Below are 22,433 nucleotides of genomic sequence, written 5' to 3' on the forward strand. Positions count from 1 at the left end.
TGTCGTCGGTAACCTGACTCGTCGTCGTATCCGCGCTTCATCATGCAGAGAGGAACCCTGTGCCCGCGCAGTCCAGCCAGCACGCGCTGCGGCCGGCCCGGCCGCTGTCGACACCGCTGCCCGACCTGCTGGATCTGATCGACGCCGAACTTCGGCCACCGGTCGCCACCGACCTGCTCGTCACCGGGATAGAACAGCGCTCCGACGCGGTCCTACCCGGTGATCTGTTCACCGCGTTACCCGGCTCCCGGGCGCACGGCGCCCGGTTCGCCGCGGATGCGGTGGCCCGCGGCGCGGTCGCCGTACTCACCGATGCCGCCGGTGCGGAACTGGCCGGTGAGCTGCCGGTACCGGTCCTGGTGCGCGAGAATCCGCGCGCGATCCTGGGTGAGCTTTCGGCGGCGATCTACGGACATCCGTCGGAGCGGTTGCGGATCATCGGTATCACCGGCACCTCCGGTAAGACCACCACGTCGTATCTGGTGGAGGCCGGACTGGCCGCCGGTGGGCTGTCCACCGCCCTGATCGGCACCATCGAGACCAGGATCGGGGGCCGCCGGGTCCCCAGCGCGCTCACCACCCCCGAAGCGCCACAGCTGCACGCCATGTTCGCGCTGATGGTGGAACAAGGGGTGGACGCGGTGGTGATGGAGGTGTCCAGCCACGCCCTGACGCTGGGCCGGGTCGACGGGGTGCGGTTCGCGGTGGGTGCGTTCACCAACCTGTCGCAGGACCATCTGGATTTCCACGCCGATTTCGAAGATTATTTCGCCGCCAAGCGCCGGTTGTTCGAACCGGAGTCGCCGGTCGCGGCGCGGACCGCCGTGGTGTGTGTGGACGATGCGTGGGGTCGCCGGCTCGCCGATGGGCTGGCGGCGCCGATCCGGGTGGCGACCACCGAACCGGCGGATTGGTCACTGGCCGGTCCCGCTCGCGCCCACGGCGGTGAACAGGAATTCACCGCGCGCGGGCCCGCGGGTGAGATACCGGTGCGGTTGCGGTTGCCCGGTGACTACAACGTCGCCAACAGTCTGCTGGCGGTCGCGGTGTGCGCGGCGGCGGGGGTCGCGCCGGGAACGGCGGCGCCCGCGCTGGCGACCGTCGATGTACCCGGCCGGATGGAGCGAGTGGAGCGCGGGCAGGAATTCCTGGCCCTGGTGGACTATGCCCATAAACCCGCCGCCGTGGAATCGGTGATCGCGACCCTGCGCACCCATCTGGCCACGGCGGGCAGCCGGGGACGGCTGGCGGTGGTGGTCGGGGCCGGCGGTGACCGGGATACAAGTAAACGGGGGCCGATGGGCGCGGCCGCGGCCCGGGGTGCCGATCTGCTGATCGTCACCGATGACAACCCGCGCACCGAGGATCCGTCCGCGATCCGGGGATCGCTGATCGCGGGCGCGCAGAGTGTCACCGAAGATCAGCGCGGCGAGGTCCGCGATATCGGTGACCGGACGGCGGCCATCGCGGCGGCCGTCGGCTGGGCCCACGCCGGTGATGTGGTGCTGGTGGCGGGGAAGGGCCACGAAACAGGTCAGGAGATCAACGGGGTGAAATATCCGTTCGACGACCGCGAGGTACTCGCGGCGGCGATCGATTCGGCACTGCGGCACAGTTCCGGGGGCGCGGACAACGGTTCGTGGTCGACGGGCGCGGAGGACTTGACAGTTTCATGATCGAAATGACACTGCGGGATATCGCCGAGGTCGTGGGCGCAACGCTGCACGACGTCGGTGACCCGGAGGCCAGGGTGACCGGTTCGGTCGAATTCGATTCGCGCCGAGTCGGTCCCGGCGATATCTTCCTCGCCCTGCCGGGAGAGCGGGTCGACGGTCACGACTACGCCGCCGCCGCGATCGAGGCGGGCGCGATCGCCGTGCTCGGGGCCCGGCCGGTCGGAGTTGCCGCCCTCGTCGTACCACCGGCGACCGGCTCGGTGCCGTCGAGTGCGCTTGCACTGAGCCATGATTCGACCGGCGCGGGCGCCGCGGTGCTGGCCGCGCTGGCCGCGCTGGCCCGGGAGAGCGTCTCGCGTCTGGTCGCGGCCGGTGGGCTGACGGTGGTCGGCGTCACCGGGTCCTCGGGTAAGACCTCCACCAAGGATCTGCTGGCGGCCGTGCTCGCTCCGCTGGGTCCGGTGGTGGCCCCGCCCGGTTCTTTCAACAACGAGCTCGGGCATCCGTGGACCGCCCTGCGCGCCGGTCCGGAGACCCGGTTCCTGGTGCTGGAGATGTCGGCGCGTGGTCCGGGGCATATCGCCGCGCTGGCGCGGGTGGCGCCGCCGACGGTCGGGGTGGTGCTGAATGTGGGTACCGCGCATCTCGGCGAATTCGGCAGTCGCGAGGCCATCGCGCAGACGAAGGGCGAACTCGTGGAGGCCCTGCCCGAAAGCGGTCTCGCCGTACTCAACGCCGATGATCCGAAAGTCGCCGCCATGGCCTCGCGTACCGTGGCCCGGGTGGTAACGGTCGGACATTCCGCGAGCGCGCAGATCCGTGCTACGGCAACGACTCTCGACGATCAGGCCCGTGCCTCGTTCACCCTGCACACACCGCTCGGTGACCGCCCGGTGACATTGGCCGTGCACGGGGAACACCAGGTCGGTAACGCACTGTCGGTCGCCGCGGTGGCCCTGGAATGCGGTGCCGATCTCGACACCCTGGTCACCGCGCTGTCCGGCGCCCGCGCCGCATCGGCACGGCGGATGGACGTGCGAACGAGCGTCGCCGGGGTCACGGTGATCAACGATTCCTACAATGCCAACCCGGATTCCATGCGGGCCGCGCTCAAGGCGCTGGTCACCATGGCCCGGTCGGGCGACACCCCGCGGCGCAGCTGGGCGGTGCTCGGCGAAATGGCCGAACTCGGCCCGGAATCGGTGGTGGAACACGACGGGATCGGCCGTCTCGCGGTCCGCCTCGATGTGGACCGGCTCATCGTCGTCGGAACCGGACGACCCTCCCGGGGCATGCACCAGGGAGCGGTCATGGAAGGCTCATGGGGTGAGGAATCGGTGCTCGTCCCGGATATCGAAGCGGCCGTGGAGTTGCTCGCCGCCGAAGTCGGCGCGGGTGATGTGGTGCTGGTGAAGGCATCGCAATCGGTCGGCCTGTGGGCGGTGGCCGAACAGCTGCTGGCCGAGGGTGAGAAGGATACGGGTGCCGGCACACCGGCACCGGGCGGCACCGCCGCCGACGGGGTGAGCACGGAGGCAGTGCGATGAGACAGATCTTGTTCGCGGCGGCGATCGCGCTGACGGTGTCGATCCTGTTGACCCCGCTGCTGATCCGGATATTCGCCCGGCAGGGTTTCGGTCAGGAGATCCGGGTCGACGGTCCGGCCAGCCATCAGTCCAAACGCGGTACGCCCACGATGGGCGGGGTGGCGATCATCATCGGTATGTGGGCCGGGTATCTCGGTTCCCATCTGATCGGGATCGGTTACGAGGCAGAAGGTCCGACCGCTTCGGCGCTGCTGGTCCTCGGCCTGGCCACCGCCCTGGGTGTCGTCGGATTCATCGACGATTTCATCAAGATCCGCAAGGGCCGCAATCTGGGGCTCACGGCCGCGGGTAAATATCTGGGCCAGATCACCGCGGCGGTGGTATTCGGTGTGCTGGCATTGCAGTTCCCGGGCGGCAGTGGGCTCTCCCCGGCCAGCCGGCAACTGTCCTATGTGCGCGATATCAACACCGTCTCGATGAGTGTGGTGGTGTTCCTGGCCTTCGTCTGCCTCATCGTGGTGGCGTGGTCGAACGCGGTGAACCTCACCGACGGCCTGGACGGTCTGGCCGCGGGATCGATGAGCCTGGTCCTCGGCGGCTATGTCGTCATCACGTTCTGGCAGTACTACCACTCGTGCGAGACCAAACCGGAGACCGGCTGCTACAACGTGCGCGACCCGCTGGATCTGGCGCTGGTCTGCGCGGCCGGTACGGCAGCGTGCATCGGGTTCCTGTGGTGGAATGCCGCGCCCGCCAAGATCTTCATGGGTGATACCGGATCGCTGGCCCTCGGTGGTCTGCTGGCCGGCCTGTCCATCACCACCCGGACCGAACTGCTGATGGTGGTCATCGGTGCGCTGTTCGTCGCCGAGGCGGCGTCGGTGGTGCTGCAGGTGGCCGTCTTCCGCACCACTAGGAACCGGTTGTTCAAGATGGCGCCGTTCCACCATCATTTCGAACTGAGCAAATGGGCGGAGACCACGGTGATCATCAGGTTCTGGTTGCTGGCCGCGATGGCCTCGGCGGCCGGACTCTCGCTGTTCTACAGCGAATATCTCTCCGCGGTCGGGTGAGTTGACGATGGAGGAACATTCGCCGCGGGCCCTGCGCTCGCCGGGCCCGATGCTGGAATTCCTGCGCGGCCGCGAGGTATTGGTCGCGGGCTGGGGAGTCTCGGGTCGTTCGCTGGTCACACCGCTGCGCGATATCGGGGCCCGGCCGGTGGTCACCGACAGCGGTGCCGCGGCTCTGGCCGAGGCCGCCGAACTGGGACTGGATATCGCGCCCACGCCCGAACTCGAGCACACCGACTGGTCGCGGTTCGCACTGGTGATCACCAGTCCGGGCTGGCGGCCGGATTCGCCGGTCCTGGCCTCGGCGGTATCCGAGGGCATCCCGGTCTGGGGGGATGTCGAATTCGCCTGGTGGGTGGATCAGGCCCGGATCTACGGTCCGGTCCGCAAATGGCTGGTGGTGACCGGGACCAACGGTAAGACCACGACGACGCAGATGACCCATTCGATCCTGCGTGCCGCCGGTATCCCCAGCGTCGCCTGCGGGAACATCGGCCTGCCGATCCTGGACGCGCTGCGCCGTAATCCGGGTCCGCAGGTACTGGCGGTCGAACTGTCGTCGTTCCAGTTGCACTGGGCGCCGTCGGTTCGCCCGGAAGCCGGGGTCGTTCTGAACGTGGCCGAAGACCACCTGGACTGGCACGGCGGACTCGACGCCTACGCGGCCGCGAAATCGCGGGCCCTGCTCGGCCGGGTCGGGGTGGTCGGTCTCGACGATCCGGTGGCCGCCCGGCTGGCGCGCCGCTCGAAGGCCCGCCGCACCATCGGCTTCCGGATCGGCGTACCCGCCGACGGTGAACTCGGAGTGGTCGACGGCAAGCTGCTGGATCGCGCCTTCACCAAGGCGGCCATCCTGGCCGAATCCAAGGAGATCAGCCCACCCGGACCGGCCGGTATCGCCGATGCTCTGGCCGCGGCCGCACTGACCCGGGCCATCGATGTGGCGCCGCAGTTCGTCCGTGAGGGGCTGATCGAGCACAAGGTCGGCCCGCACCGGTCGGCGCTGGTCCGGGAACTGGGCGGCGTCGAGTTCGTCGACGACTCCAAGGCCACCAACCCGCACGCCGCGCGGTCCTCGATCCTCGCCCATCAGCAGGTCGTCTGGGTGGCCGGTGGTCAGCTCAAGGGCGCCGGAGTCGAGGATCTGGTGGAGGAGGTCGCCGAGCGACTGGTCGCGGTCGTGCTGTTCGGTGTGGACGCTCCGGTGATCGCGGCCGCGCTGGCGCGACACGCGCCGGAAGTCCCCGTGGTCGAGTTGGATACGCGGGATCATGCCGGTATGGGGCAGGCAGTCATGGACGAAGCGATCACCGGGACCCGCAACACCGAGATCGCCGACGCGATCATGGAACGTGCGGTGCGGGAGGCGGCGGCGTTCGCCGGACCCGGCGATACCGTACTGCTGGCGCCGGCGGCGGCGTCGCTGGACATGTTCACCGACTACGCCCATCGTGGCCGCAGCTTCGCCGGTGCGGTCGAGGACCTGAAGGACGAGGACCTCGGGCGGCGGTTATGAGACCGCGCGGCACGCGACAGGTGCAGGTGGGCCGGTTCGGCGCCTGGCTGGCGCGGCCGCTGGCCTCATTCCATCTGGTCGTCACCATCGCGACCCTGCTCACTCTGCTGGGATTGGTGATGGTGTTGTCGGCCTCCAGCGTGGAGTCCTACGCCGACGGCGGATCGGCCTATTCGCTGTTCGTACAGCAGATGATGTACGCGCTGGTCGGCGCGGTGCTGTTCTATCTCGCGCTGCGGATACCGCTGCGCCGGTTGCGGCAGCTGTCCTTCCCGGTGTTCGCCGGTTCGGTCTTGCTGCTGGTGCTGGTGCTGATCCCGGGCGTCGGGAGTACGGTCAACGGCGCGCGCCGCTGGATCGACCTGGGAGTTTTCTCGATCCAGCCTTCGGAGCTGGTGAAGGTGACGTTCGTGGTGTGGGGGGCGCACCTGCTGATCTCGCGGCGGGCCGCGGGCCGGGCGGCCAATGATCCCGGTGGTCTGAAGAATCTGCTGGTACCGCTGGTTCCGGCGGGTCTGCTGGTATGTCTGCTGATCGTCCTGCAGCCGAACCTGTCGACCACCATCGCGCTCGGTATCGTGCTCCTGGCGCTGCTGTGGTTCGGTGGCCTGCCGGTACGGCTGTTCGTCGCCATCCTCGCCTCGGGGGCCATCGCCGCCCTCGCCCTCGCCCTCTCCGCCGGCTATCGCTCCGACCGGATGCGCGCCTTCTTCAACCCCGCCGACGACCCGCAGGGCATCAACTACCAGGCCAGGCAGGCGATGTACTCACTGGCCGACGGCGGACTGTGGGGTCGCGGACTCGGCCAGAGCCGGGCCAAATGGAGCTATCTGCCCAACTCGCACAACGATTTCATCTTCGCCATCATCGGCGAGGAACTCGGCTTCCTGGGTTGCGCCCTGGTCCTGGGCCTTTTCGCGCTTTTCGTCTACACCGGCCTGCGGATCGCCGCCCGCTCGGTGGATCCCTTCCTACGCCTGCTCACCGCGACCGCCACCACCTGGATAACCGGGCAGGCGTTGATCAACATCGGCTATGTGGTGGGCCTGTTGCCGGTGACCGGATTGCAGTTGCCGCTGGTATCGGCTGGTGGTTCGTCACTGGCCCTGACACTGCTCATGTTCGGCATCATCGCCAACGCCGCCCGGCACGAACCCGAAGCGGTGGCGGCCCTGCACGCCGGCCAGGACGGACGGGTGAGCCGGCTGCTACGGCTGCCGAAACCGGAGGTCTACCATCCCGTCCGGGCGCGCGCCGCCGCACCGGCCCGCGACCAGGGCCCGGCTCGCCGCCCGGCCCGTACCGACCCGCGGGACGAGCAGTCGCGCACGCGGCAGCGCGCCAACAGCCGGGGTACCGACACACTCCGAGCGACCCGGGCCTGGGAACCCAGCTATTCGGTGACACACGCACGAGAACGGGGAAGAAACAGGTGAGCGCACCTCAGTCCGCAGACGAGCACACGGCGTCGCGCGCGGACGGGATATCGGTGATCGTCGCGGGTGGCGGTACGGCCGGGCATATCGAGCCGGCCCTGGCCGTCGCCGATGCGCTGCGCCGGCTGGATCCCGGTATCCGGGTGACCGCGCTCGGCACCCAGCGCGGCCTGGAGACCACCCTGGTACCCGAACGGGGCTACCCCCTCGAACTGATCCCGCCGGTGCCGCTGCCGCGGAAACCCAGCGCCGATCTGCTGCGGTTGCCGGGCCGGGTCCGGGCGTCGGTATCGCGGACCCGCGAGATCATCGACGCCGTCGAGGCCGATGTGGTCGTCGGATTCGGCGGTTACGTCGCGCTGCCCGCCTATCTGGCCGCGGGCCGCGGCGCGCTGCGCCGCCGCCGCGCTGTACCGGTGGTGGTGCACGAGGCGAACGCGAAGGCCGGTATCGCGAACAAGGTCGGCGCGCGGCGGGCGGCCCGGGTGCTGGCCGCGGTTCCGGGTTCCGGCCTCGACGCCGAGGTCGTGGGTATTCCGGTGCGTTCGGCGATCACCTCGCTCGACCGGGCCGGGTTGCGCGCGCAGGCGCGGGAGCATTTCGGGTTACCGGCGGAGGGCCCGGTCCTGCTGGTGTTCGGCGGCTCGCAGGGGGCGCGTTCGCTCAACGAGGCGATTTCCGGTGCGGCCCCGCAACTGGCCGCGGCCGGGATCTCGGTGCTGCACGCACACGGCCCGAAGAACACCCTCGAGATCGAGTCGGTGGACCCCGCCGCACCCTATGTGGCGGTGCCCTACCTTTCGCGGATGGACCTGGCCTACGCCGCCGCCGACGTGGTGGTCTGCCGGTCCGGGGCGATGACGGTCGCCGAGGTATCGGCGGTCGGACTGCCCGCGGTGTACGTACCGCTGCCGCACGGAAACGGCGAACAGGAACTCAATGCCCGGCCCGTTGTCGCGGCCGGTGGTGGCAGAATCGTTGCCGACCCCGAACTTTCCCCCGAATATGTGATCGACGAGGTGATACCGCTGCTCACGGATCCAGCACGCACTGCCGAGATGGGCCGTGCCGCCGCCGGCGCCGGCCATCGCGATGCCGCCGACGCGGTCGCCCGGATCGTGCTGCGGGCGGCGGGCCGGTGAGCGGGGAGCAGTTGACCGCTCCCGAGACCGGTCCCGGCGCGCTGCCACCGGAACTGGCCCGGGTCCATATGGTCGGGATCGGCGGCGCCGGGATGTCGGGTATCGCCCGGATCCTGCTCTCGCGGGGCGGCGAGGTGTCCGGGTCCGATGCCAAGGAGAGCCGTGGGGTGCTCGCGCTGCGGGCGCGCGGCGCCCAGGTGCGGATCGGGCACGACGCCGGTGCGCTGGACCTGCTGCCCGGTGGTCCGACCGTGGTGGTGACCACCTACGCTGCGATTCCCAAGACCAATCCGGAACTGGTGGAGGCACATCGCCGCGATATCCCGGTACTGCTGCGGCCGACCGTCCTGGCGGCCCTGATGAACGGGCATCGCACGCTGCTGGTGTCGGGGACGCACGGGAAGACCTCCACCACCTCGATGCTCATCGTCTCCCTGCAGCACTGCGGGCTGGACCCGTCGTTCGCGGTGGGCGGTGAACTCAACGAGGCGGGTACCAACGCCCACCACGGCAGCGGCGATATCTTCGTCGCCGAGGCCGACGAGAGCGACGGCTCACTGCTGCAGTACGACCCGGACGTCGCGGTCGTCACCAATATCGAATCCGATCACCTGGACTTCTTCGGTTCCGACGCCGCCTATGTGCAGGTGTTCGACGATTTCACCGATCGTCTGGCCGATGGCGGGCTGCTGGTGGTGTGCCTGGACGATCCCGGCGCGCGGGCGCTCGCCGAGCGCACCGGCGAGCGGCTGGCCGCGCGCGGTGTCCGGGTACTGGGCTACGGCTCCGGGGAACTGCCCGACGCACCTGTTCCCGTCGGGGTGCGCCTGCACAGCTGGGAACCCCGCGATGTCGGTGGTATCGCCCAGTTCCAGCTCGCCGACGAACCCGCCCTGCGGACGCTGCGGCTCTCGGTACCCGGGCGGCATATGGCACTCAACGCGCTGGCCGCGCTGCTGACCGCACGAGCGGCGGGCGCCGATGTGGACGAGATCATCCAGGGGCTGGAGAGTTTCGGCGGGGTGCACCGCCGCTTCCAGTTCGTGGGCCGGGAGAACCGGGTCCGGGTGTTCGACGATTACGCCCACCATCCCACCGAGGTCCGCGCGGTGCTCGGCGCCGCGGCCGAACTGGTGGAACAGGAGGCCCGCGACGGTGCCCGCTCACGACGGGGCCGGGTGATCGTGGTCTTCCAGCCGCATCTCTACAGCCGTACCGCAACTTTCGCCGCCGAATTCGGTGCCGCCCTCGGCCTGGCCGACGAGGTGGTCGTGCTCGACGTCTACGGGGCACGCGAGGAGCCCTTGCCGGGCGTCAACGGTGCGCTGGTCGCCCAGGCGGTGGACAAACCGGTGCACTATCAACCCGATATGTCGCGGGTGGGCCGCCAGGTCGCCGGTCTCGCCCAGCCCGGTGATGTGGTGATCACCATGGGTGCCGGTGATGTCACCATGCTCGGTAGCCAGATCCTGGACGGACTACGCGCGCGTCCGCAGTACGGGCGGTGAGGCGGAGTGCGGGCCGGGACGCGACGATTCGGGGTGGGCGGATTGCGGCGGTTCCGGCTGTGGGCGCTGCCCGCGCTCGTGCTGGCGATCACCCTGGCCGCGCTCGCCTGGTTCTCCCCGTTGCTCTCGGTACGCGAGGTCCGGATCGACGGTGCGGGCGAGATCTCGGAGGAGCAGATCCGCGAGTTGCTCCAGGTGCCGGAGACGGGTTCGATCCTGCGGATCGATACCGCGGCGATGGCGGCTCGGGTGGCGACCATTCCGAAGGTCCGCAGTGTCCGCGTCCAGCGAGTGCTGCCGTCGACGGTGCGGGTCCGGATCGAGCCACGGAGCCCGGTGCTGTACTACGAATCCCCCGAGGGCGCGCATCTGCTGGACGCCGACGGGATCGAGTACGCCGTCGAACCCGCGCCGATCGGGGTGCCGCAACTGGTCACGGCCCGGCCGGGCAGCGCGGACGAACTGACCCGTGCCGCGGTCACCGTGGCCCGGGTGCTGCCGCCGGCGCTGGACGTGCAGGTGGAAACCGTGCGTGCCGAGGGCCCGTCGCAGATTTCGCTGACGCTGCGCGACGGTCGCACTGTACTCTGGGGCAGCAGCGAGGACGGCGAACGCAAATCGGCGGTGGTACTGCCGCTGCTCACCCAGCCGGGAACCGTGTTCGACGTCTCGAGTCCAAGTCTGGTCACGGTAAAATGATTCCCAGCAACCTTGTTCGGTTCGACCCTGTTCGGTTCGAAGCTCCACCGCGGTCCCGGGCGTTCACCCGAAGACCGTATGTTGCGGGAGCCGGGGGCGTCCCACGATGTGGGCGCGGACAGCTGGGCAACCGTTCACGATACGTCGCGCACCGCCCTGGCAGAAGCAAGTTCGCCGAAGAAACTGGTTATCGTCTCGGCGCGCCTGCGAGCGGATCACGACGGCGGCGAATAGCGTTCCGCACCAGTCGGATACTTGACATAACTCCAACCCTATGGTTGAGGTTCAGGGTTTGCCCGGATCGTGGTCCGCGGATCGTGGTCGCGCGGATCGGTACCGGACATCCGAAAACGACAGACTTTGAGTCGAAGGAAGGCGAGAGCTCATGACGCCCCCGCACAACTACCTTGCCGTGATCAAGGTCGTCGGTATCGGCGGCGGCGGCGTGAACGCCGTCAACCGAATGATCGAGCAGGGTCTCAAGGGTGTCGAGTTCATCGCGGTGAACACCGACGCCCAGGCACTGCTGATGAGCGATGCCGACGTGAAACTCGATGTCGGGCGGGAGCTCACCCGTGGTCTCGGCGCCGGCGCCGACCCCGAAGTGGGCCGTAAGGCGGCCGAGGATCACAAGGACGAGATCGAAGAGGTGCTCAAGGGCGCCGATATGGTCTTCGTGACCGCGGGCGAGGGCGGCGGTACCGGTACCGGTGGCGCACCGGTCGTGGCGAGTATCGCGCGCAAACTGGGCGCGCTGACCATCGGTGTGGTGACCCGGCCCTTCTCCTTCGAGGGGAAGCGGCGTGGCAACCAGGCCGAAGTCGGTATCAATCTGCTGCGCGAATCCTGCGACACCCTGATCGTCATCCCCAACGATCGGCTGCTGCAGCTCGGTGACGCCGCGGTGAGTCTGATGGACGCGTTCCGCTCCGCCGACGAGGTACTCCTCAACGGTGTCCAGGGCATCACGGATCTGATCACCACGCCGGGTCTGATCAACGTCGACTTCGCCGATGTGAAGAGCGTGATGTCCGGTGCCGGTAGCGCGCTCATGGGTATCGGTTCGTCCAGGGGGGAGGGCAGATCGGTCAAAGCGGCCGAAGCGGCGATCAACTCACCGCTGCTGGAAGCCTCCATGGACGGTGCGCACGGAGTTCTGCTCTCGATCGCGGGTGGCTCGGATCTGGGGTTGTTCGAGATCAACGAGGCCGCCTCCCTGGTGCAGGAGGCCGCGCATATCGAGGCGAACATTATCTTCGGTACGGTCATCGACGATTCGCTCGGCGACGAGGTGCGCGTCACCGTGATCGCCGCCGGATTCGACGGCGGCGGCCCGGCGCGGCGTACTTTCGACCCTGCCACCACCCGGGGGTCGCTGGGATCCGGGCGCACCGCGGAGATATCCGCACAATCGCGTACCGCCGAACTGGGCCAGTCCCGGACCGCCGAACTGGGTGCGGCCCGCGGCCATTCCGAGGAGCCCGCGCCGACCCGGGCCTCGGATTCCGGCTCGTCCGTCGCCCGCGGCCCGGCGCCGAGCTACCGCGATACCGAGCGTAGCCGCCCACCGGTGGATCCGACCCTGAGTCACAACAGCCGGTCCCATATCCAGCCGCCGCCGGATCTGCCCGACGATGACGACGACGATGTGGACGTCCCGGACTTCATGCGTCGCTGATCCCCGGAAGGTTTCCGCACAGTCTCCACCGGGCCGCCCGCGTCGATTTCGCGGGCGGCCCATTCGTACGATTTCGACATGTGGCGCGGCTGTCGTCCGCGCCGGGTGCCGCGGACCGGGAGTCCGGCCGGCGGTCCCGGCCGGGTTGCGTTGTCGGCTTGTGAGCTGCACGGTTTCCGCGCTACCCGAGTGCCGGTGTGTCCTGCGGGAGTTGCCGATCCGGCCGGGTGACCGGATCACATCCCGGACCGGTCGCCCGGATCAGCGGCACGAACAATTCCGTATCGAACTGCTATTAGGCTCGGTGTCATGACAGCGGCATCGGTACTCACGGTTCGACGGGTCGTCACCACACGGGCGGGGGGCTTTTCCGCGCCGCCCTACGATTCGTTCAATCTCGGCGATCATGTCGGCGACGATCCGGAGGCGGTGCGACGTAATCGTGCCCGGCTCGCCGAGACGCTCGGATTGCCCGGCGATCAGGTGATCTGGATGGAACAGATCCACGGTCGCACGGTGGCCACCGTGGACGGCCCGCGCACCGAACCGTTCCCCGGGACCGACGCTCTGGTCACCACCCGGCCGGGTCTGGCACTGGTGGTGCTCTCCGCCGACTGCGTACCGATCCTGCTGTCCGACGACGAGGCGGGGGTCGTGGCCGCGGTGCACGCCGGCCGGGTGGGTGCGCGAATCGGTATCGTGCCGCGGGTTCTGGACGCGATGGTCTCCGCCGGCGCCCGGATCGATCGGATCGGCGCGCTGCTCGGCCCGGCCGCGAGCGGCCGGCAGTACGAGGTACCCGCCGAGATGCGGGCAGATGTGGAGAAACATCTGCCGGGGAGCGCCACCACCACGGTCCGCGGGACCCCCGGTCTGGATCTGCGCGCGGGGATCCGGCGTCAGCTCACCGCTGCCGGGGTCGCCGCGATCGCCGAGGATCCACGCTGCACCATCGAGGACACCGCGCTCTTCAGCCATCGCCGGGGTGCCCCGACCGGACGATTGGGCAGTGTCATCTGGATGGATTCGAGTACAGCGTGACGGGCCGGGTGGTTCGCGGCGCCGGATTCGGCCGTCGCCATGGCACGGCCGGTACGAGCCGCGCAGTCGCGCAGAGTGTTCGACGGGTGGCCGCTGATCGGCGCCGGAAGAGAGTAGACCGATGACCGGCCGGAGATCGCGGCAGAGCGGCGGCCGGCGGTGAGCGGCCCGCGGCCGGGAGACCGGATCGGTGCCGAATCCGCCCGTGGGTCGGCAGCTTCCGGTGGAAACAGGGGGACGGCTGTCCCGGACACCGACGGCGTCGACGCCGGGAACGATGCGCGTGTGGTGGAATTGGCCGCCAACCTCGACCGGGTGCTCGCGCGCATCGATGCAGCGTGCGCGGCTGTCGGCCGTGATCCGGGGGACGTGCGGCTGCTGCCCGTGACGAAATATTTCCCGGCATCCGATATCGCGGCGCTGTATCGTCTGGGCCGCAGGGACTTCGGGGAGAACCGCCCGCAGGAGGCCGGCGCCAAAGCCGCGGAACTGAGCGATCTCGGTGTGCGTTGGCATCTGGTCGGGCAGTTGCAGCGGAACAAGACGCGTCAGGTGGTGCGGTGGGCTCATGCCGTGCATTCGGTGGACAGCGAACGTCTGGCGACCGCGCTCGCCGCGGCCGCCGCCGCGGCGCTGGATTCCGGTGAGCGGGACTCTCCGCTGGAGGTGCTGATCCAGGTGAGCCTGGACGCCGATCCCGCCCGCGGCGGAGTGGAACCGGACGCCGTGCCGGCGCTGGCCGATCACATCGCCGAATCCGCCGGACTGCGTTTAGCAGGGGTTATGGCCATTCCGCCGCAGGCCGCCGACCCGGATGTGGAATTCGCCCGCCTGGCCGAAGTCTGCGCCCGCCTGCGCACCGGACACCCCGGTGCGACGGAGCTGTCCGCCGGAATGTCCAACGATCTTGAAAGAGCTATTGCCCATGGATCCACGTGTGTGCGTGTCGGTACTGCCCTCATGGGCAGCCGACCGATAACCTCGGCGTAGCAAACAAACCTCATCAGTCACATTCGACACATATGCTGGGACACGACGAGGGCTGAGCAAGACTTCAACACCCGGCCGCCACCGGGGCCGAAGGAAGGTCGACCAGAATGAGCGAGCGCAGCGAGCGAGTACTCGACGCAGCCACTATCGTGGTCATGACGGAGCCGAGCGACAGCGAGGCGCGGTCATCGAGTGAGCGCAGCGAGCGAATTATGGGCGCAGCCACGAGCGTGCTCGTGACCGAGCCGAGCGCTAGCGAGGCGCGGTCATCGAGTGAGCGCAGCGAGCGAATTATGGGCGCAGCCACGAGCGTGCTCGTGACCGAGCCGAGCGCTAGCGAGGCGCGGTCATGAGCACGCTGCACAAGTTCAAGGCGTACTTCGGCATGGTTCCGCTCGAGGATTACGAGGACGACTACGTCGACGATCGCACCCCGCGTGGGGTCGAGGATCGCGGCGCGCGTCGGCCGCGTGACTATTCCGACCGCGCTCCCCGCGACTACGACGACCGTCCGGACTACGACCGGTACCCCGAGGACCGCTACGACGGTCCCGACTACCGCGAAGCGCCGTACAAGTCGTCCTACCAGCCCAGCTACCCAGCGCCGCGCCGCGACGACTACCCGGGCGACGCCTACGACGACGAATACGAGGGCCCGCGCCGTCCGACCCGGATCGACGCCGCCGCGTCCGGCCGGTACCGTCCGGGCGGCGGTGCCTCGTTACGCGGCGCGACCAGGGGTGCGCTGGCAGTCGATCCCGACGCCGAGGAGCGTCGGCTCGCCGAACGGGTGCGCGCCGAACCGGTTGCCGCCCGCCGTCCCGCGATCTTCGAGGACGGAGGTCCCTTGTCCAAGATCACCACGCTGCGTCCGCGTGACTACAGCGAAGCCGCGATCATCGGGGAGCGGTTCCGCGAGGGCAACCCGGTGATCATGGACCTGGTCGACCTGAGCAATGCCGATGCCAAACGCCTCGTCGACTTCGCCGCGGGGCTGGCCTTCGCGCTGCGTGGCTCCTTCGACAAGGTGGCGACCAAGGTGTTCCTGCTCTCCCCGGCCGATGTGGACGTATCGGCGGAGGAGCGCCGCCGGATCGCGGAAACCGGGTTCTACAACCAGAAATAGCGAGCGGCGTGCCCGGCCGGGCGCCGCGTGGTACGAACAGGATCGGCGCGGGCATTTTGCACCGCGCCGATTTTGCGGCAGAGTGAGGTCGTGGCCTTGTTCGCGGTGCTGTACTTCGTACTGTTCATCTTCTGGCTGTTGCTCATCAGCCGGGTGATCGTCGAGTTCATCCGGAGCTTCGCCCGCGACTGGCGCCCCACGGGAGTGGTCGTCGTGATCCTCGAGGTGATCTTCACCATCACCGATCCTCCCGTAAAGCTGCTGCGGCGGCTGATACCGCCGGTCTCGCTGGGCGGAATTCGGCTCGATTTGTCGATTATGGTTCTGCTGTTCCTGGTCTTCATCCTGATGTCGGTCGTGAGCCGGCTCGGGCAGCCGGTAGCTCCGGTGTGACAGAATGGGCACTGAAGACTTGCCAGAGCCGCTAGATCTGCCAACGCGCGAAGGGATCCTTCCATGCCGCTGACCCCAGCCGATGTGCACAACGTCGCGTTCAGCAAACCGCCTATCGGCAAACGCGGCTACAACGAGGACGAAGTCGACGCCTTCCTGGATCTGGTGGAGCAGGAACTTTCCCGGCTGATCGAGGAGAACGCCGATCTTCGCCAGCGGGTTGCCGAGCTCGACGCGGAACTGGCCGATGCCAAGAGCAGCCGTGGTCCGGGCGGGCCCGGCCTCGGTAAACCGGTGCAGCAGGCCCCGCCGCCGGAACCGATCAAACCCCCGGTCCAGGCTCCACCCTCGGCGCCCATCCCGGCGGTTCCCCCCACCCCGGTCGCCGCCGATGTCGCCGCCGACGCGAATATGCAGGCCGCCAAGGTCCTGAGCCTGGCGCAGGAGATGGCCGACCGGCTCACCAGCGACGCCAAGGCCGAAGCCGAGAATTTGCTGGCGAACGCGCGGGCCAATTCCGAGCGGCTCGTGAACGACGCGCGGGCGCGCTCGGAGGATATGGTCGCCGACGCGCGCCACAAGTCCGACGCCATGCTCTCCGACGCCCAGACCCGCTCGGACAGCCAGTTGCGCCAGGCCAAGGAGAAGGCGGACGCGTTGCAGGCCGACGCCGAGCGCAAACACACCGAGATCATGGGCACCATCACCCAGCAGCGCAATGTGCTGGAGAGCCGGATCCAGACCCTCAAAACCTTCGAACGCGAGTACCGGGTGCGGTTGAAGTCGTATCTGGAATCGCAGCTCGAGGAGTTGGAGAACCGCGGTTCGGCAGTGCCGGTCGACGAGGGTGACTCCTTCGATACCGGGGCCAACCAGCTCGCCCCCGCGTCGTTCGGCAACGGCGAGTAAACGCCCGATACCGCTGGGAGCGAACGGGCACCCGGCCTGCTGTTCTGGGGGTCATCATGCTTGTCTTGACATTGGCGCTGGCCGCGATAGGCCTGGCCCTGCTGATCGTGTCCCTGGCCACCGGATCGGTGATGTGGGCCTGGGGCTGCATCCTGGTCTGCGTAATCGGTGCTGTGGTGTTGCTGGTGAGCGCGCTGTCGATGCGCGCACCCGATGAGGAACTGCCGCCGCGGGATCAGCACGCGAAGCGCTGACGAGAAAAACGGGCGAAAACCACTACGTCCTTCCGGGTTGCGTGTGCTGTTGCTCCGCGGGCGGTTGTATAAGTGGTTGACCGTCCTGGTTAGAATCAAACCTGTAAGTCGGCGACGATCCGGCCATCACCGGGGAGCTTTCGGAAGAACGGCGCCGCGCGGCGCGCTGTAGGTCGCGCACGCTCACTAGACCCGAACGGGTGAGCCCGTCACAGCTCGCAACGAGAGGTTCGCCCGGTTCGCCGGGCCGGACAAGCGGGGTGGTACCGCGGTTCCGGCGCACCCTTTGCGCCGTGATCGTCCCCGTGCCGACATACCGCGCCCCAGAGCGCGCCGGGCACGAGGAGACGTGAAGCCGCCATGGCGGACGAGAAATCCAGTAGCAGCGCATATCCGCGCGTCGATCTCGGCGGTGGATCCGGTGTGTCCTTCCCCGAGCTGGAGCGGGCCGTACTGGACGCCTGGGCCGCCGACGGAACTTTCCGCGCCAGTATCGACAACCGGGCCGGCGCCCCGGAGTTCGTCTTCTACGACGGCCCTCCGTTTGCCAACGGTCTGCCGCATTACGGTCATTTGCTGACCGGCTACGTCAAAGATGTCATCCCACGCTTCCAGACCATGCGCGGTAAGCGGGTCGAGCGTCGTTTCGGATGGGATACCCACGGGCTGCCGGCGGAAATCGAAGCGGAAAAGCAGCTCGGTATCACGGACAAATCACAGATCGACTCGATGGGACTCGCGGAATTCAATGCCGCGTGCAAGTCGTCGGTGCTCCGCTATACCGATGAATGGCGCGATTATGTGACCCGGCAGGCGCGCTGGGTCGACTTCGACAACGACTACAAGACCCTCGATCTCGACTTCATGGAGTCGGTGATGTGGGCGTTCAAGTCGCTCTACGACAAGGGGCTGATCTACCAGGGCTTCCGGGTGCTGCCCTACAGCTGGTACGAGCAGACGCCGCTGTCGAACCAGGAGTCCAAGCTCGACGACGCCTACCGGATGCGCCAGGACCCGGCGGTGACGGTGGATATGGTGCTCGCGGTCCCCGACGATCATCCGCTGCGGGAGCTGGACGGCGCCAACGCGCTGATCTGGACCACCACTCCGTGGACGCTGCCGTCCAACCTCGCTGTCGCGGTGCATCCGGACCTCCGCTATGTGCAGGTGCGCGGTGCGGACGGTAAACGCTATGTGCTCGCGGCCGAACGGGTCGCGCACTATGCGCGAGAACTCGGCGAGCAGCCCGAGGTGCTCGGCGAATACGACGGCGCCGCGCTGGTCGATCTGCACTACGCGCCCCCGTTCGACTTCTTCGTCGGGCATCCGAACTCGCACCGGGTCCTCTCCGCCGACTATGTCACCACCGATTCCGGTACCGGCATCGTGCATATGGCGCCCGCCTTCGGTGAGGAGGATATGGACGTCTGCAGCGCGAACGGGATCGAGCTGGTACAGCCGCTCGACCCGGGGGGCAAGTTCACCTCCATGGTGCCGCCGTACGAGGGCCTGATGGTGTTCGATGCCAACCCGGTGATCATCAAGGATCTGAAGGCCGCCGGAAAACTGTTGCGGCAGGAGACCATCGACCACTCGTACCCGCACAGCTGGCGTTCCGGCCAGCCGCTGATCTATATGGCCGTGCCGTCCTGGTTCGTGGCGGTGACGCAGTTCCGCGAGCGGATGGTGGAGCTGAACAAGCAGATCAGCTGGGTGCCCGAGCATATCCGGGACGGTCAGTTCGGCAAATGGCTCGAGAACGCGCGGGACTGGAACATCAGCCGGAACCGCTACTGGGGCAGCCCGATCCCGGTGTGGATGTCCGACGATCCGGCGTATCCGCGCATCGATGTCTACGGTTCGCTCGACGAGCTCGAACGCGATTTCGGGGTGCGGCCCACGGATCTGCACCGTCCCGCGATCGACGAGCTGACCCGGCCCAACCCGGACGACCCGACCGGTCAGTCCACCATGCGCCGGGTGCCGGAGGTGCTGGACTGCTGGTTCGAATCGGGATCCATGCCGTATGCCCAGGTCCACTTCCCGTTCGAGAACAAGGACTGGTTCGACTCGCATTTCCCGGGCGATTTCATCGTCGAGTACAACGGCCAGACCCGCGGGTGGTTCTACAACCTGCATGTGCTGTCCACGGCGCTGTTCGACAGTCCGGCATTCAAGAATGTGGTCGCGCACGGGATCGTCCTGGGCGACGACGGGCTGAAGATGAGCAAGTCCAAGCGTAATTACCCGGATGTGAACGAGGTGTTCGACCGGGACGGCTCCGATGCCATGCGCTGGTTCTTGATGAGTTCGCCGATCCTGCGCGGTGGCAATCTCATCGTCACCGAGCGCGGTATCCGCGAAGGTGTGGGTCATGCGCTGCGGCCGCTGTGGAATGCCTGGACTTTCCTGCAGCTCTACGCCGCCGAACCCGGTGTGTGGCGTACCGATTCGCCCAATGTGCTGGATCGCTACATCCTGGCGAAACTGGCGCAGAGTCGCGAGGTCATGACCGCGGCGCTGGAGGAGTTCGATATCGCGGGTGCCTGCGAGGAACTGCGTACCTTCGCCGACGCGCTCACCAACTGGTATGTGCGCCGTTCGCGTGCACGGTTCTGGGCCGAGGATCGCGACGCTGTCGACACACTGCACACGGTGCTGGAGGTCGTCACCCGGCTGGCGGCGCCGCTGCTGCCGCTGGTCGCCGAGGTGATCTGGCGCGGTCTCACCGGCGAGCGTTCGGTACATCTGGCCGACTGGCCGACCGCGGGCACCCTGCCGCAGGATCCGGAACTCGTCGCCGCGATGGACGAGGCGCGCAGTGTGTGCTCGACGGTGCTGAGCCTGCGCAAGGCTCAGAAACTGCGGGTCCGGCTGCCGTTGGCGGAGGTGACGATCGCCGCGTCCGACGCGGACCGGCTGGCGCCCTATGCCGACATCATCGCCGACGAGGTCAATGTCAAGAAGGTCGACCTGACCACCGATGTCGCCACCCACGGCCGGTTCGAGCTGGCGGTCAACGCGCGTGCCGCCGGACCCCGGCTGGGCAAGGACGTACAGCGGGTGATCAAGGCGGTCAAGGCGGGTGACTGGTCGGAGAACGCCGACGGTGTGGTCAGCGCGGCCGGGATCGATCTACTGCCCGAGGAGTACACGCAACGACTGGTGGCGGCCGAACCGGAATCCACCGCCGCGCTGCCCGGTAACGCGGGGCTGGTGGTGCTGGACTCGGTGGTGACCGAGGAACTGGAGGCCGAGGGCTGGGCGCGCGATGTGATCCGGGATCTGCAGGAGACCCGGAAGGCACTCGGGCTCGATGTCTCCGACCGTGTGACGGCGACCCTCGAGGTGCCGGCCGACCGGCAGAACTGGGCGAGCACCCATCGCGAGTTGATCGCGGGGGAGATCCTGGCCGTCCAGCTGGAATTCGGGCCGGCCGGCCCGGACGCCGCGGAACTCACCGGTGGGGTGCGGGCCCGGGTCGTCAAAGCGGGCTGAGCCGTCGCCGGCCGGACCCGACGGGGCCGGCCGGCGAGGTCCGATCGCCGCGGGCGTATCCGCCGGGGCGAACCCGGCCGACTGCGGTATAGGCCGGGTTCCAATGGTTTTCGCAGGTGGGGGCCGGAACCGGCTGCGCCGGGACTTATGGCCATGACCGGGGCCGAGTCGCGCACTAGGGTGAGACCTTATGGCTTCGGACAATCCCGACGAGTGGTGGCAGCATTCCCCCGAGGGACAACAGAAGAACTCCCCGTCGGGGCAGTGGCAGCAGGGCTATCAGTCGCAGGGCGGGCAGCCGGGTCCGGGCGTGCAGTGGGGGCAGACCGCGGGGCACGGCCCGCAACCCACTCCGCCGCAGGGCGCCTGGGAGGTGCCGCCGCTGGGCGGCGGTGGGTACGGGGGTCCGCCGGCGAAGAACAACGGTCCGTTGATCGCGGTGCTCGCCGCCGTGGTGGCACTGGTTCTGGTCGGCGTGGTCGGACTGGTGGTGATGCAGTCGCGGGGGTCCGAGGAGAACACCGCGACGGGAACCTCCACGGAGATAACCGATTCCGCGCAGCCGTCCGGTTCCGCTGCGGCGACCTCCACTACCGCGACCACCAGCGCCCTGCCGTCCACGGGCGAACCCGTCCTGCGTGCGGGTGTGGCACCGGTCGCGGTGCTCGGCCCGACCTGGCAGGCCGGTGAGAGTACCTACACGATGGCGTTCAAGGACTGGCCCTTCGCCTTTCGGGCCGCGGGCTCCTGGGGATGTATGAAGGGGACGTTCGACAAGATCCCGGACGCTCAGGTCTGGGCTTGCGTGGACGAGGGCAATTCCACTGCGGGCCAGAAGGTCAACCTGATGCTCCGCAAATGTCCAGCGACCTGCGATGCCGCGACGCAGACCCGGTTCAACGCCGATTGGTTCGATGCGCCGGACAAGGCTCGCAAGTTCGACGACCGGACGTCCTATGTGGAGACCGCGTCCAACGACAAAGGTAAGTACTCGGTGGACTTCAGCCGCTTTTTCGCCGCCGAACCGGGTGGTGAGCCGGTCTGGCAGGTAGGGGTCTTCGTGGAGTCCCCGGCAGCCACCAAGGATGTGGTTCTCAAGACGCTGAACGACGTGGCGACCCAAACGCAATAAACATTTTTGTGATGTTCATCACATGCTAGAAATTTGCCAGAAGCTTGTCGGCCCTCTGCGGGCCGGGCAAAATCATCCCCGATACCGCTGAGTCCGGGCCTCCGGACCACCGGGAACGGTGATCATTTCGTTCGGTTCTACCTGAGTGAAGTTGCGCCGGAGCCGATTCACCCCGGCGTGACCCCTGTGGTTGCGGTATCCCACCCCCCGTGGCGGGTGCCGCGAGAAAACCCGGGCGCCACACGGCGTCCCGGGCACCGACGGGCAGAAGGGTGGGCACGTGATCGGAATAGCACTGCGCCGGGGTATCGCCGGCGTGCTCTTCGCGACGGCCGTGGGCGCGGTCGCCGCCACCCCCGGGTGGGCGCAGACCGGAAGCGGGGGTACCGGAAGCGGGGGTACTGGATCGGCCTCCGGTTCCGGATCGCTCAGCGCCAGTGGATCGGCCGCGCTGCCGATCTCCAGCAGCAACGGACTGGGCGCGCTCGCCGCGGCCACGTCCCAGACCGGAAAAATGTACGAATGGGGAGCCACCGGCCCCGATACCTGGGACTGTTCCGGACTGGTCCAGTGGGCCTTCCGCCAGGTGGGTGTCGTGCTCCCGCGGACCACCTGGGAGCAGGCGGAGGTCGGTGCCTCGGTGCCGCGCTACGCGCTCTCACCGGGTGATGTCATCATCATCAACCAGGATGCCTCCCATGTGGGCATCTACGCCGGGTTCGGGCAGGTGCTCAATGCCTATGCCGCCGGGTTCCCGGTGGGGCTCACCCCACTGGACCAGTTCTACATCTACAGCATCCGTCGATTCTGACTCC

18 protein-coding genes are annotated in these 22,433 nt (G+C 68.1%); all 18 read left to right on the forward strand.

Features of this window, described 5'->3' with window-relative positions:
• Window positions 1–59 precede the first annotated feature (59 nt).
• The 18 genes from ACWEWT_RS13725 to ACWEWT_RS13810 all read left to right on the forward strand — a co-directional run bounded on the left by ACWEWT_RS13725 (window position 60) and on the right by ACWEWT_RS13810 (window position 22,429).
• Window positions 60–1,676, forward strand: coding sequence for a UDP-N-acetylmuramoyl-L-alanyl-D-glutamate--2,6-diaminopimelate ligase (locus tag ACWEWT_RS13725; RefSeq protein WP_452558883.1), 1,617 nt, complete (start codon window positions 60–62; stop codon window positions 1,674–1,676).
• Window positions 1,673–3,223 carry a UDP-N-acetylmuramoyl-tripeptide--D-alanyl-D-alanine ligase gene (locus ACWEWT_RS13730; RefSeq protein ID WP_452558885.1) on the forward strand — a complete coding sequence of 517 codons (1,551 nt, stop codon included), beginning with the start codon at window positions 1,673–1,675 and terminating at the stop codon, window positions 3,221–3,223. The genes ACWEWT_RS13725 and ACWEWT_RS13730 overlap by 4 nt, the downstream gene beginning before the upstream one ends.
• Window positions 3,220–4,296, forward strand: coding sequence for a phospho-N-acetylmuramoyl-pentapeptide-transferase (mraY, locus tag ACWEWT_RS13735; RefSeq protein WP_030523849.1), 1,077 nt, complete (start codon window positions 3,220–3,222; stop codon window positions 4,294–4,296). Before ACWEWT_RS13730 ends, mraY begins: the two co-directional genes overlap by 4 nt.
• Before the next feature lie 49 nt (window positions 4,297–4,345).
• A complete protein-coding gene (murD, locus tag ACWEWT_RS13740) occupies window positions 4,346–5,812 on the forward strand; it encodes a UDP-N-acetylmuramoyl-L-alanine--D-glutamate ligase (protein ID WP_452559163.1) in 1,467 nt (488 codons plus the stop codon).
• On the forward strand, window positions 5,809–7,248 hold the full coding sequence (gene ftsW, locus ACWEWT_RS13745; protein WP_452558886.1) for a putative lipid II flippase FtsW: 1,440 nt from the start codon (window positions 5,809–5,811) through the stop codon (window positions 7,246–7,248). The genes murD and ftsW overlap by 4 nt, the downstream gene beginning before the upstream one ends.
• Window positions 7,245–8,390 carry an undecaprenyldiphospho-muramoylpentapeptide beta-N-acetylglucosaminyltransferase gene (gene murG / locus ACWEWT_RS13750; protein WP_452558887.1) on the forward strand — a complete coding sequence of 382 codons (1,146 nt, stop codon included), beginning with the start codon at window positions 7,245–7,247 and terminating at the stop codon, window positions 8,388–8,390. The genes ftsW and murG overlap by 4 nt, the downstream gene beginning before the upstream one ends.
• Window positions 8,391–8,458: 68 nt before the next feature.
• Window positions 8,459–9,898, forward strand: coding sequence for a UDP-N-acetylmuramate--L-alanine ligase (gene murC, locus ACWEWT_RS13755; RefSeq protein WP_452559164.1), 1,440 nt, complete (start codon window positions 8,459–8,461; stop codon window positions 9,896–9,898).
• A gap of 33 nt (window positions 9,899–9,931) precedes the next feature.
• A complete protein-coding gene (locus ACWEWT_RS13760) occupies window positions 9,932–10,597 on the forward strand; it encodes a cell division protein FtsQ/DivIB (RefSeq protein ID WP_452558888.1) in 666 nt (221 codons plus the stop codon).
• Between the two features lie 385 nt (window positions 10,598–10,982).
• On the forward strand, window positions 10,983–12,275 hold the full coding sequence (gene ftsZ, locus ACWEWT_RS13765) for a cell division protein FtsZ (protein WP_452558889.1): 1,293 nt from the start codon (window positions 10,983–10,985) through the stop codon (window positions 12,273–12,275).
• A 309-nt stretch (window positions 12,276–12,584) separates the two neighbouring features.
• Window positions 12,585–13,316 carry a peptidoglycan editing factor PgeF gene (gene pgeF / locus ACWEWT_RS13770; RefSeq protein WP_452558890.1) on the forward strand — a complete coding sequence of 244 codons (732 nt, stop codon included), beginning with the start codon at window positions 12,585–12,587 and terminating at the stop codon, window positions 13,314–13,316.
• A gap of 285 nt (window positions 13,317–13,601) precedes the next feature.
• Window positions 13,602–14,306, forward strand: coding sequence for a YggS family pyridoxal phosphate-dependent enzyme (locus ACWEWT_RS13775; RefSeq protein WP_452558891.1), 705 nt, complete (start codon window positions 13,602–13,604; stop codon window positions 14,304–14,306).
• 349 nt (window positions 14,307–14,655) lie between these two features.
• The gene (locus ACWEWT_RS13780; protein WP_452558892.1) at window positions 14,656–15,432 is read left to right on the forward strand and encodes a cell division protein SepF; all 777 of its coding nucleotides are present in this window, start codon (window positions 14,656–14,658) and stop codon (window positions 15,430–15,432) included.
• Between the two features lie 90 nt (window positions 15,433–15,522).
• A complete protein-coding gene (locus ACWEWT_RS13785) occupies window positions 15,523–15,825 on the forward strand; it encodes a YggT family protein (RefSeq protein ID WP_030523839.1) in 303 nt (100 codons plus the stop codon).
• Between the two features lie 63 nt (window positions 15,826–15,888).
• Window positions 15,889–16,734 (forward strand): DivIVA-like cell division protein Wag31, encoded by an 846-nt coding sequence (wag31, locus tag ACWEWT_RS13790; RefSeq protein WP_452558894.1) that lies wholly within the window; start codon window positions 15,889–15,891, stop codon window positions 16,732–16,734.
• Window positions 16,735–16,790: 56 nt separating this feature from the next.
• Window positions 16,791–16,988, forward strand: a complete 198-nt coding sequence (locus tag ACWEWT_RS13795) for a hypothetical protein (RefSeq protein ID WP_452558895.1) — start codon at window positions 16,791–16,793, stop codon at window positions 16,986–16,988.
• Between the two features lie 360 nt (window positions 16,989–17,348).
• The gene (gene ileS / locus ACWEWT_RS13800; protein ID WP_452558897.1) at window positions 17,349–20,486 is read left to right on the forward strand and encodes an isoleucine--tRNA ligase; all 3,138 of its coding nucleotides are present in this window, start codon (window positions 17,349–17,351) and stop codon (window positions 20,484–20,486) included.
• A gap of 190 nt (window positions 20,487–20,676) precedes the next feature.
• A complete protein-coding gene (locus tag ACWEWT_RS13805; protein ID WP_452558899.1) occupies window positions 20,677–21,618 on the forward strand; it encodes a hypothetical protein in 942 nt (313 codons plus the stop codon).
• A gap of 280 nt (window positions 21,619–21,898) precedes the next feature.
• Window positions 21,899–22,429 (forward strand): NlpC/P60 family protein, encoded by a 531-nt coding sequence (locus ACWEWT_RS13810; RefSeq protein WP_452558901.1) that lies wholly within the window; start codon window positions 21,899–21,901, stop codon window positions 22,427–22,429.
• Window positions 22,430–22,433 lie beyond the last annotated feature (4 nt).

The organism is Nocardia sp. NPDC003963 (assembly GCF_053605105.1).